Origin of the sequence: Dapis hubbardiae BLCC-M172, assembly GCF_050016015.1 — a bacterium.
GTDB lineage: Bacteria > Cyanobacteriota > Cyanobacteriia > Cyanobacteriales > Microcoleaceae > Trichodesmium.
The window spans coordinates 1-10,973 of sequence record NZ_JBNHEQ010000281.1 but is presented as its reverse complement, the minus strand read 5'-3'; the positions used below and the strand labels follow the sequence as shown (position 1 = coordinate 10,973).

Annotated in this window: 8 protein-coding genes; all 8 read right to left on the bottom strand. The window is 38.0% G+C overall.

All coding sequences use genetic code 11. The annotated features are described in order from the left end of the window. Positions 1-325: 325 nt before the first annotated feature. Positions 326-988 carry a sugar transferase gene (locus tag ACP6PK_RS26135; protein WP_426562584.1) on the bottom strand — a complete coding sequence of 221 codons (663 nt, stop codon included), beginning with the start codon at positions 986-988 and terminating at the stop codon, positions 326-328. 281 nt (positions 989-1,269) lie between these two features. Then, a complete protein-coding gene (locus ACP6PK_RS26130; protein WP_426562582.1) occupies positions 1,270-1,941 on the bottom strand; it encodes a tetratricopeptide repeat protein in 672 nt (223 codons plus the stop codon). Positions 1,942-2,022: 81 nt separating this feature from the next. Then, positions 2,023-2,109 carry a PEP-CTERM sorting domain-containing protein gene (locus tag ACP6PK_RS26125; protein WP_094675373.1) on the bottom strand — a complete coding sequence of 29 codons (87 nt, stop codon included), beginning with the start codon at positions 2,107-2,109 and terminating at the stop codon, positions 2,023-2,025. Between the two features lie 125 nt (positions 2,110-2,234). Beyond that, positions 2,235-3,299, bottom strand: coding sequence for a hypothetical protein (locus ACP6PK_RS26120; protein ID WP_426562580.1), 1,065 nt, complete (start codon positions 3,297-3,299; stop codon positions 2,235-2,237). Positions 3,300-3,431: 132 nt separating this feature from the next. Further along, positions 3,432-4,349, bottom strand: coding sequence for a hypothetical protein (locus tag ACP6PK_RS26115; protein WP_426562578.1), 918 nt, complete (start codon positions 4,347-4,349; stop codon positions 3,432-3,434). A gap of 466 nt (positions 4,350-4,815) precedes the next feature. After that, entirely contained in the window at positions 4,816-6,192 is a 1,377-nt protein-coding gene (locus ACP6PK_RS26110; protein ID WP_426562576.1) for a hypothetical protein, read from the bottom strand. 726 nt (positions 6,193-6,918) lie between these two features. Next, the gene (locus ACP6PK_RS26105; RefSeq protein ID WP_426562574.1) at positions 6,919-7,443 is read right to left on the bottom strand and encodes a prepilin-type N-terminal cleavage/methylation domain-containing protein; all 525 of its coding nucleotides are present in this window, start codon (positions 7,441-7,443) and stop codon (positions 6,919-6,921) included. Beyond that, positions 7,436-10,723, bottom strand: coding sequence for a pentapeptide repeat-containing protein (locus ACP6PK_RS26100; protein ID WP_426562572.1), 3,288 nt, complete (start codon positions 10,721-10,723; stop codon positions 7,436-7,438). Before ACP6PK_RS26100 ends, ACP6PK_RS26105 begins: the two co-directional genes overlap by 8 nt. Positions 10,724-10,973: the final 250 nt, after the last annotated feature.

Sequence of the window (10,973 nt, the reverse complement as noted above, 5' to 3'; positions counted from 1 at the left end):
GTTATGAGTTACAGTATTTTGGTTATGAGTTACAGGGTTTTGGTTATGAGTTACAGTGTTTTGGTTATGAGTTAGAGTGTTTTATCAATCATTTAGCACTGTAAAATTTGTAGCTATCTCTAGAGGGCAAATGCCATTTGCCCCTACAAAATATGGTACTTCTGCATAAGTCCTGTATTACTGATTATCCTGACATGATATAACCAGGACTTACGCAAATTCTGAAATAATACACTCTCTGTAGAGGGCAAATACCATTTCCTATATGTATTGCCAAAGTTTTAAGGACATTAATTCTAAATTCTAAATTCTGAATTCTAAATTCTTAACACGCTCCCGATCTATTCAAGACAACCCAGATAGTTTTCCAGATTAATTGTATATCGTATGCAATAGACCATTTTTGCTGATATTTCAAATCCATACGCACTACTTCTTCAAAGTCTTTGATATTGGAACGACCATTTACTTGCCATTCTCCAGTAATGCCTGGTTTTACCTCCAGTCTGCGCCAGTGATGTGTTTGATACAGTTCGACTTCATCAATAGAAGGAGGGCGAGTTCCGACTAAACTCATTTCTCCTTTGAGAACGTTCCAAAATTGCGGTAGTTCGTCTAAACTACTTTTACGGAGGAAACGACCAATGTTAGTTATTCTGGGGTCGCATTCGTTCTTAAACATATTTCCCTGAGCTTCGTTTTTGACTAAATGTTTTAATTCTTCTGCATCAATAATCATGGAACGAAATTTTCTGATGTGGAAAGTTTTGCCTAAAAAACCACATCGCACTTGAGTAAAAAATAACGGACCAGGATTATCGAGTTGCATGAAAATAGCGATGGGAATGGCGACTATTCCTGTAATTGCTAATCCTATTAAAGCACCGAGAATGTCTATTATACGTTTGGTTTTGCTGGTGACAGATGGATGAGTTGTTTGTGTATATGGATTAGTTGACTGGTGGTGTTGTAAAGCTAGGGTATTCATATTTTTAACTTTAATATTAATGGGAAGTTTTGTATCTGGAACCTTACACGGTGGATTTAGAAACCGGGTTTGTGCTAGTAGATGTCGGCAAAATGTTTAAATACAAACCCGGTTTCTGAGCGGTATCCAAAATATGAGTGAGAAACCGGGTTTGTGCTAATAGATGTCGGTTGGGCAAAATGTTTAAATACAAACCCGGTTTCTGGGACTTGTAGGGGCGATTTCCTGCGGAATGCTACGCAAACGCGAATCGCCCCTACAGATCGAATCGCCCCTACAGATTAATTGCTTTGTTCAATTTTAGAAACAATTGCTAGTAATTCCTGTTGAGACTGAGTATTTCCTTCCTTTTGATACAAGTCTGCTGCTTGGCGATAATCAGCGATCGCTTGTTCTAGTTTTCCTTGTTGATAATAAAGGTTGGCTCGGTTGGAGTAAATTTGAGGTATGTCTGGTCTGAGTTTGATAACTTCAGCGTAGTCAGCTAGGGCGTTTTGGTAATTTTCGACGGCATGATGTAGTGTCGCCCTATTGCCATAGATTTTGATTTTAGTTGTTTCATCGGTAGCAAATTCTAATGCTTTTTCGTAATCTGATAATGCTCCTTTTAAATCTGTTAGTTGTTGTCGAGCGTAGGCGCGGTTGTAATAAGTGTCTGCCATTTCGGGATTAATTTTTAGGGCTTCATTATAATCTTTGATGGCTTCTTCATAGTTTTGGGCTTGGAAATGAGCATTGCCTCGATTATTATATAAGGTGGCATTGTTGGGGTCTTTTTCAATAGCTTTGTTGTAATCAGTTAGTGCCCCTTGATAATCTTTTTGAGCTACTTTTTCTACTGCGCTATCGTTAATAGCTTCTACTTGGGTTACTTTTTGGCAAGCTATGTTTAAGGTACTGAGTGTGGTTGCTATTGTGAGAGTGAGAATAGTTTTAGAGATTCTGTTCATCATTTTTGTAATTGGTAATTGGATAGTTATGTTGTTGATTCTTGGTAGGGGCGAATGGCTATTCGCCCCTAAATATATATCTGATTAACTACGACGTTTGCATTTGAATAGAGCGATCGCTAAACCGACTATTGCGACTGTGCTGTTTGGTTCGGGAACTTTTTCTTTCAGCTAAGGCGATCCCCCCAACCCCTCTTAGTAAGGGGGGCTAAAGAATTTGACAAATGAGAGAATAAAAATTCATACCAGGTCTCCAGTCCCCCCCTTGTCAAGGGGGGTTAGGGGGAATCTAATCCTTAACTACGACGTTTGCATTTGAATAGAGCGATCGCTAAACTGACTATTGCGACTGTGCTGGTTGGTTCGGGAACTGATTTTGTTTCCTGCCCCCCAGTGCCACCGTCAGCTTCGGAGGCAGTGACAATAGTCACGGCATAACCAGGGAGAGAACCAGCATCATTGATAGACAAATAACCTGGTATACTTTTGTTAAAAGCAGCGTGAGAAGATGTAACCCAGTTACTCAAACCTGCGGTTGTTAAGCCAGCATTTACTGGAAAGTCGGAGGTTGCTGTGGGAATAACTACATTGTCTGTGTCAAAGTAAGTAACATAGCCTTCTAACTCATCCTTCAAAAAAGAGCGATCGTTTAACCACCAATCTCGACTGATAGGGTGGTGAGGACCCACACCATCAGTCAAAGCTACAATACCCATACCTTCTCCACTACCTGCCCAGTTAACAGCATTAACAAAGAAACCGAGAGGACCGTTAGGACGAGAACCAGTATAGTGCGAGTCTGCATCCTGACCGGTTAAGAAAGTACGGCTGCCCCTGGCGGCAGATATCGCCTCTTTGTTATTTAAAATCCCTGTAGAGTCAAAATCAAAAAAATTCCCAACCTTCACGGCAGTTCCAATCACGAAAACATCATAATCAGAAAAGTTAGGTGCAGGGTCTTGGGGATTCCAAATAGTGAGATTCCAATCTAAACTGCCATCTCCTTCTGGGTCAAATGTTGGTGCTTGAGCAGCTAACTGTGACATTTTGGCATTGTAAGCATCTGTCTGACCATACCACAGAACATTGAGAGATGCAGCATTAGCAACGGAGGCCGAAAATAGACCGAAAGTAGTAGCAATGGCTAAGATAGCTTGATTGATTAAACGATGTTTTTGATTACTCATAATTATCTCTCTTGGTAGATTAGATGTAGGTTGGGTTTTGCTACGCAACATGAAAAAGCGACAGCGCAACCCAACAAAAAAGTTGTATCTGTTGTTGTTGGGTTTCGGTTCCTCAACCCAACCTACGGTAATAGTAGACACCTCTGTAAAAATGCGGTTACTCCTATTATTCATAACCAACACAATTCTATAACAGAAAAATTAAAGCATTGTCGAAGATCGACAGTGAAAATAAATATTGTCGAAGATCGACAAAAAATGTATGGGTGAACGTTCGGTGTTGTAGGGGGTAATGGCCATTCGCCCCTACTGTTTGTTTAATGAAGTAGTACCTAAAACACCTACACCCAAAAGACCTAAAATGGAAACTGGTTCTGGTACTCTCTTGTGCTGTTGTTGTTGCTGCATCTCTTTAACCTTGATATCAATAAATGCACTTGTAAAAGAGGTTGCAGTTGAACCACCAACTCGCAGTTGGTTCAAGTTCCATCCTGCGCCACCACTGGCAAGAGCTAAGTCTATATAATCTGCTTCGGTATTGCTGAAAGCACTGGTAACAATACCACTTAAGGATGGAAGTTGGGTTGTTCTATATCCACCACTACCGTCGGCAATATAAGCATTTGCTTCTGAGTTAACTCCAATAGCATCATTCACAAAGTTGGCATTAACTACCGCATTCAAGAAAATATCATCTTTACTGTCTGCAGTTCCTCGCTGTAACCCTGCCAGGATGTTTGTGAAATTGAGGCTAGAGTTACCATTATCCCGATCTTCGTCTGTTACTAGGATGAAGTTAACGGCAACATCTTCCCGAAAGCTATAGTTATTTAGAGCAAAGTCAATGGCAGAATAACCATCTTCAAACCAACCAGATACGAGCAAGTTATTCGTCGCAGTTGTAAATTCAGCAGAAGTTGCAAAATTAGCTCCACCTATAGGCAAATATCGCCCCAAATTATGGGAGTAATTGCTATGATGGTAATTACCAAATCCAACAAGACCAAAACGGTTGTCTATGAGACCTTTACTTTGTAGGGCTGTATCTAGCTGTGGAATCATTGTGCCGAGCCATTGGTGTTCGCCGAACATAGAAGTGGATTCATCAACAATAACGACTACATCAGCACTTTGTAAGCTGGCTGCAGTTGCAGCGGGAGTTCCTGCAATTAACAAAGCTAGGGAACAAGTCCCTATTTGTAAGTATTTGTTGTTAACGTTCATTATATCTTTAGTGCATAAATATAGGATTTCTGTTGTTAGATCGAATTTTGTAGTAGCGGTTAAAAAAGTATAGAAACCGGGTTAATATTAAATGCCTTAGTTTGGGTAGGGGAGTAGGGGAGTAGGGGAGATGGGAGCATTTTTCTACCTTTTTCGTCTATTCTATTTCTCGATCTCCCCTAATTCAGCAATTCAGCAATTCAGCAATTCTGACTCCTTTGCCAAAAACCCTCACCTTTGCAAAGATACCAAATGGGTTCTATATGTGGTTAACTACGACGTTGACGTTTATAGCCAAGTAAAGCGATCACTCCATTTGATAGATTAGGGTGATTTTTGAGCCACCGTTGGAGATCCCCCCAACCCCCCTTACTAAGGGGGGCTAATCAGTCCATGGAAATCTACGGATTTTGTCATATTTAACCAGTCCCCCCCTTGAGAAGGGGGGCTAGGGGGGATCTAATCCCTAACTACGACGGTTACGTTTATAGCCAATTAAAGCGGCTACTGTCATTCCTAGCATTGCCATTGCACTAGGTTCGGGAACTGATTCTGGTGGCTCTATAGGGTCAGGGTTTATAGGGTCTATAGGGTCTATAGGGTCTACAGGGTTTATAGGGTCTACAGGGTCTACAGGGTCTATAGGGTCAGGGTTTATAGGGTCTATAGGGTCTATAGGGTCTATAGGGTCTATAGGGTCTATAGGGTCTATAGGGTCTATAGGTTCAGGTGTTGAATAATCAATTAACTGAGCATTCACAGGAGAATTAAAAATGTTGTCCGCCTGATTTAAAAACGCACCAGTAATTCCTGCTCCAAACTCGGCAGCAAACAGAGCAATAGGTTCATCTGCTTCTGTAGAAGCAATAGTTTGAGTTGCTATCGCATTCGTAGCATTAAAACCACCAGCACCTGAAGTAGTTGTATCATAGTCCACAGGAGAATATTCCGTAACTAGACGAGAATTTTCTGCAAATAATCGACTGGTGTTTTCTACGCCAGTATTTCGCTCAAAAATGCGGAAGTTAGAATCAGGGTCTTCATTGATAGGTATACGAGCAATATTTACTGCACCGAAACCATACTCATTACCAGTACCAGGCATTCCAATAGGGTTGCCGTCAACACCAAGGAGATTCCAGTTGAAAGAAATTACCTCTGATTCATCGAAATCATCCACTGTAATTACAAAACCATCCAAGACATTATTACCGTTGTCGATGGTCTCCCAGTCAGCAACTACAGGACTACCAAAGAAAGGGTTGGGGTGGCCGACAACTCGACAACCAGGAACTAAAGCGCAAGCACCAGGAGTGTTTCTCTCTCCAACACCAAGCAAGTCCCGGTTTGGTATTGGTCCGCTAGCAAAGGTATTCAGGTCTACCTGAACAGCATCCCATTGAATCGCTGTTTCAGTTGATTCCACCACTTGACCAGCGTTGGTAAATAGTTGATTTCCTGGTAGGGGGTCTGCATCTGGACCATTAGGGCGACCGTTACGATCGACTCCTGCACCTGCAAAAGTGGGAGCTGCACCATCGGTAACAAAACTATTTGTTCCTTCGGTGAGGGCAATACGAACCCCGGAGGCAGGTTGGTTGGACCAGTTGAGAACTTCAAAGGCGAGTTGAAATTTATCTCCTTCTGGATCGTCTTCCACAGCTTTAATATCAGTGAACCGGAAGCAGAAGACTGGAGGTAATAGGGTTTGAGGTGGTGGCGCAGGTGGTGGATCTGCTAGAGCAGCTTTAACTCCGACACCAAAACTAGAGGCGATCGCTGCTAAAATTGCTTTAGTTAAACTTGTTAAGTGACGTCTTTGATAATTTCTTTGATTACCCATAATTACTTCGATAATGAAAACAACGGTGAGTTTTTGAGATATCTAAGAAAAATTTCTTATTTGTCAGCAATTCGCGCAGGTATACTAAATAAATAGGACTGCTTAAATATTCAAATTTAAGATAGTCAGGACTTACGCATGAGGTAGGAAAAACTAGGATTTGAGATTGCTATCCGTTCCGGACTGCTTCGCAAACCCTGTCGGTCGCAATGACGAAAATATTTTGTACTGCGTAAGTCCTAATAGTAATACCTCGGTAAAAATGCGGTTGCTAGTCATCTCATTTATGAGTATAGGATAGATAAATCAAAGTATTGTCGAAGATCGACAGTAAAGATCGACAACTTTTTGACAAGTTAGCAAAACCAGTTGTAGCAATATATTCAGCCTAAATTAAGTGAAAATCGACAAAAGTATTTTTCAACTTTGTTGATTTTCAACAAAAAAAAATGGTTCTGTTGCAAAAAAGAAGAATTAGTGTATGCAACTCTGTTCATATTTATGACTTCAAGTCACAGACAAAAAACAGTAGGGACGTTCCATGGAACGTCCCTACTGTGGTCTACCGTGCAGGAAAACCGCTTTCAACAATTAATAATTAATAATTGCCTCTTCGGTACTTTGATATTTTTCACAGCGAAAATTACTTCAAAGCTAATAGGGAGAAGGCAAATACATCAACTTTTTTGCTGAAGTACCGATAATTATAAATTAGCTAATTTAGTATTACTTACCACTACAATATTTAGCATCTGCTTCATCCCATTTTCCTTGAATAAGTATGCTAGCTAAATCAAATAATTCAGTGAGATTAGCTTTAGATTTACATATTCTTTGATGAGAATTACCATCATTTTCTATGTATGTAACTCCTAGAACATATCTAAGTTGATTATCTTTAGGTTGACCCATAATAATTGATAATTCAGGAGGAATTGGAAAAAATAAGATGTTACTTGGAACATCATATACATAGTTTTCTGTTTGGATAGGTAACTCTACATCTGCTGAATTTCTACTAAATTCACCATTCTCAGAATAGTAGTTCATTTGCATTTTATTAGCAGCATTTATCTTAATTGTTGGTTCAACTTCTTTTGCTTGATTTGCTTGATTTAAAAAAGATGGAAGAGCGATAGCTGACAAAATTCCAATAATAATAATGACTACTAATAACTCAATTAAGGTAAATCCACGATTATTATTTTGTTTGTTTAAAAGTTGTAAAAGTTTGAGAGATAAGTTATTCATGGTTTCCCTGATTTAAAAAGTAAATTGACAATTTGTTTAAGGCTTCATCCATTAAGTTAGCTGCCGGATGCTCGGCAACAATACCTCTTAATATTCTCATGGATGACTTGACAGCTTCTTGATTTTCAACTGTAAAAAATTCTTTCATTTTTGTCAAAATATCTACTTGTTTTAAAGCTTCTATTTTGTCTGCTGAAGTCAACCAAGTTTCGGATTCAATAGCTAACCTTAATTCTGCTAAAGTTTCGGAAAAGTTAGGCTGAAAATTTCCATATAAGCTTTGCCAATTTGGAGGTATTTCTGCGGAATTTTGACAAATAACTGGCAACCAAGTCGCGCCAGGAAATTTATCTTCTAAATATTCTAATTTTTGTCGAGCTTGTCGCACGGAAGTAGATAAAGATTTACCACTAGAAAAGAATTGGAGAAAATGCTTTAAAAATTCCTGGGCGACTAAATCTGCAACGGGTTCTCGCATAACAATAATTGCGGGAATATGTAAGCGAGCAAGTTGTTGAGCTAAACCTAATCCATCGCAAGAATTAAAGATGGCTAATTGTAATCCTTTTTTAATGGCTGCTGTTAGGGCATTTTCTAATTCCTCAATTGTCATTTTGATGTGGTTGTCTAAGTAAAAATATCCGGTACTTAGATCGGCTTCACTTTCACTATGACCGGAAAAACAAATAATATCCCAACCTTTTTCATCCCATAATTTTTGATGTAATTCTTGGCGGTTGGGTTTGACTAATGAAACAGTTTTTACCACCTCCTTTGGCAGACTTTCTAAATATTTTTTATCTGCTTCAATATTTATTCCTTTGTCGTCTCCAAATATTGCTAAGATGCGGATTTTTTCCCTAGCAATTTTTAGCTTTTCGACTCGGTTAGCTTCTGGCAAACCTATAGCAGTTTCGGCAAACTGATAATTGGAGAGAAAATTCCATAAGTGCCAGGGAATGCGCTGCATTAAAACATCTTCTGATTGGATAATTAGTCGAACTTTGTCTGAGGGGTTAAATTTAGTTCGTAGTTCTTTTTCGATGCAGTTAAAATCTGAAGTATTTAACCAGTTGTTGAGGAGAGGTTGCAATTCTTTCTCTAATTCCCGAATCTGAATAATTATTTTCTGAGCTTCTTTTTCTATATCTTTTTTGGAAAAATTTGTTGTCTGCTCTTTCTTCATTTTGATTCTAGGAAGTAAGTCTAAATGTCGATAGCATTGTCTGAATTGTTTATATTTTTGACTCCAGTTTTGATAGAGTTGAGGAATTTCTGAATTTGCGGGTAAGCTACTGGAAAAAGAAATTGGTAAATGATGAGCGTCTGACCAAATATTAGCTCTAATAACTGGAAAACCTGTGGCAAAGTTTCCTCCTTCAAAGTTGAGAGTAACTAATTTTTCTCTGGCAGTGACAGGAGCAGAATTTTGGGTTTTTAATATCTGATTCATCAGGAATATTTGATATTCATTTTGCTCCGTTCGTTGACGATATAGAGTAATTTTTTTTTCTGTTTTTGCCAGATCTTGCTGATATTTTTCTTCTAGCACTCTGACATTTTCATCATAGAATTCCATAAACTCCCGATGGATTTTTTCCTTCTCAGTTTCTGGGGGTACATCTATTCTAATTACTACTACTCCATCACCTTTATTTTCCATGCCTTGAATTTTCATGGGGATGCCTTGGTTTTCCACTTGTACTTGTTGGAAGGATGACATAAAAGCTTTGGCATCTACTCCATTTCGGAATATTAAATCCACAGTATTTAAGACTTCTTTGAATAATTTTGTAAAGTCTCCTTCTTGGAAATATCCACTACTAGGGCGACGCTCTCTATCGTCTGTTTCTGGTTTGGCTTCTTCTAATAAATAGATATATTTTGATTCAACATTATCGAGGATAGTTGTATGGTCGATATTCCAACCTTCTAAACAAGTTCCTGACATTTGAGCGGTGGTAAAGTTAGTACCTATTGCTAATGTTTCGGTTAAATTTGCGTTGTTTAAATTGGCAGCTTGTAGGGAAGCTTCTCCTAAGTCTGCTAGTTTAAAATTGGCGTTACTAAGGTCGGCACTTATGAGGTTTGCTCCTCTTAAGTTTGCTCCTATAAATTCTTGGTCTTTTCCCCATCCAGTTATTAATAATTCTCTGACTTTTATATCTTCTAATATGGTTTTTTCGACTCTGGCAAATTTTAAATATTTGGTTTGTCGGTAGAATGTGCGGGTGGTATTAGCAAATCGGAAATTTGTGCTTTTAAGAATGGCGTGACTAAAGTCGGTATCGGTTAAATTAGCATTTTTAAAATTGGTGCCTCCTAAAGCTCCAATAGCAACAGCAAATTTTAGAATGAACAGATTATTTTCGTCTTCCTCTAATATCTTTTTTGCCAGATTTTTAGTTATTAATATTAGGGTTAAAGAAATAGCGATCGCCAGAATGGTTAACATTACGACATAAGGTATTTCCCATTTTTTTATTTGATTTTTAGCAGCAATTCCTGTTCCAACTGCTGTGATAAGATTCACCGATACTAATGCTGAATTTACTAGCCGTTTACCAGAGATAATTTCAGCTAAAATAATTCCTAAACTGAGAGTAAAAATTAACACTAATATTGCTATTGCAGAGATAACAAAGCTAAAAATTATAATCACAGCTTTATTTTCAGAATCGTCATTATTAGTGAAGAAATTAATGAAGGCTCTAATCATTTCACCAAATCTAAAATCTGTCATCCACTCTGACAATTTAATAACTGTGTTAGAGGATGTATCTGTCATTCCAAAAAAACTAAAAAAATTTACTATTTTCTCGTCATCAAGACCCAGGGATGCAAATATTACAGATATTGTTATCATCAAAATAATTAGAGTAAATAAATGCCACCAAATTTTTTTAATTCCCTGGCGAACTATTATTAGTAATAAGCCAATATTGATAAATTCTAGGAGAGGAAAAATAACTGCACCAATCTGAATTGGAATTACTTGACTTCTTTTACTAGAGATAAGTCTGATGGGAATAACAGTAGCACCACCTGCACCTACACCTGCAATTAAAAATAAGATAATTACCAGAATAAAAATAAGTCTAGTTTGAGATTTTGTTAATCCTGCTAAAGCATAATTGAACTTAGCACCCGTGAGATTTGCTCCGGTAAAATCTGCTCCTCTTATATCTGCATTAGAAAAGTCTTCACCAGTCAAATCTTGATTTTTAAAAGAACGACCTTGATAATTTTTGCGTTGTTGTTTTAATGAATGAATTAGCATAATTATTTACCCTTGAAAATTGAAAAAGTTTTTGTTCGTAGTAAAGCTCTCAGCCCTAGATATATATTTGTTGAAGTAATTATTCATTATTAATTGCTGATAACTGAAAAGAGATCCCCCCTAACCCCCCTTGGAAAGGGGGGAGTTTTCAGGGTAGTTTTTTCTTCGTTTTCTTGATAAATTGTTTAGCATAATTATTTACCTCGGAAAGTTTAAGTAGAAAATTGAAAATTTGTTTATTCAGTTAACT

Bases quoted from the DNA above. Each gene is read 5' to 3' on its own strand.
- ACP6PK_RS26135 (WP_426562584.1), bottom strand. From the start codon at position 988: ATGAATACCCTAGCTTTACAACACCACCAGTCAACTAATCCATATACA.
- ACP6PK_RS26130 (WP_426562582.1), bottom strand. From the start codon at position 1,941: ATGATGAACAGAATCTCTAAAACTATTCTCACTCTCACAATAGCAACC.
- ACP6PK_RS26120 (WP_426562580.1), bottom strand. From the start codon at position 3,299: ATGAATAATAGGAGTAACCGCATTTTTACAGAGGTGTCTACTATTACC.
- ACP6PK_RS26115 (WP_426562578.1), bottom strand. From the start codon at position 4,349: ATGAACGTTAACAACAAATACTTACAAATAGGGACTTGTTCCCTAGCT.
- ACP6PK_RS26110 (WP_426562576.1), bottom strand. From the start codon at position 6,192: ATGGGTAATCAAAGAAATTATCAAAGACGTCACTTAACAAGTTTAACT.
- ACP6PK_RS26105 (WP_426562574.1), bottom strand. From the start codon at position 7,443: ATGAATAACTTATCTCTCAAACTTTTACAACTTTTAAACAAACAAAAT.
- ACP6PK_RS26100 (WP_426562572.1), bottom strand. From the start codon at position 10,723: ATGCTAATTCATTCATTAAAACAACAACGCAAAAATTATCAAGGTCGT.